The sequence below is a fragment of the Streptomyces sp. A1136 genome, from assembly GCF_004795055.1.
Taxonomy (GTDB): domain Bacteria; phylum Actinomycetota; class Actinomycetes; order Streptomycetales; family Streptomycetaceae; genus Streptomyces.
In genome coordinates this window covers 1-520 of record NZ_SSBJ01000365.1, presented here as the reverse complement: position 1 = coordinate 520, position 520 = coordinate 1, and the positions used below count along the sequence as shown (strand labels likewise).

Sequence of the window (520 nt, the reverse complement as noted above, 5' to 3'; positions counted from 1 at the left end):
CCCGGATCACAGCCCGGGTCACCGATGTACACGGCGAGATAGCGGTCGATCCCGTCGCGGTGGGCGCGCACGACGTGCCGGGAGTCGCGGTACCGCATCTGGCGGCCGGGTCCGATCCGTACCCGCTCCTGGTGGCCCACCGTGTGCAGCCCGCCGTCCGCCGGTGACTCGATGCCCGCGAGCAGCCGCTCCACCGCCCCGGAGGAGTCCGTCAGCGAGCGGTACGAGCGGGCCGGCGGGCGGTCGGGGTCCGGGCGGGACACCCCGTCGTCCAGCAGCCCGAGCAGCGAGTTCACGGGCAGCCCGAGCACCTCCTCCAGGGCCTTCACGGCCCGCAGCGACTCCGGACGCTGCGGGCGGCGGGCACCCTGCTGCCAGTAACTCAGGCTGGTCACCCCGACCTTGACCCCGCGATGCGCCAGATGGTGCTGGACCCGCTGGAGCGGCAGCCCGCGCACCGAGAAGGCGGTGCGCAGGGCCAGATGGAACGGTCCGGTGTGCAGCACCTGCGCCAGTTCGG

General features: G+C 73.8%; 1 pseudogene. It reads right to left on the bottom strand.

Annotated features, from left to right (window positions below):
- Nucleotides 1-520, bottom strand: a pseudogene (locus E6R62_RS39065) (hypothetical protein); the annotation flags it as partial.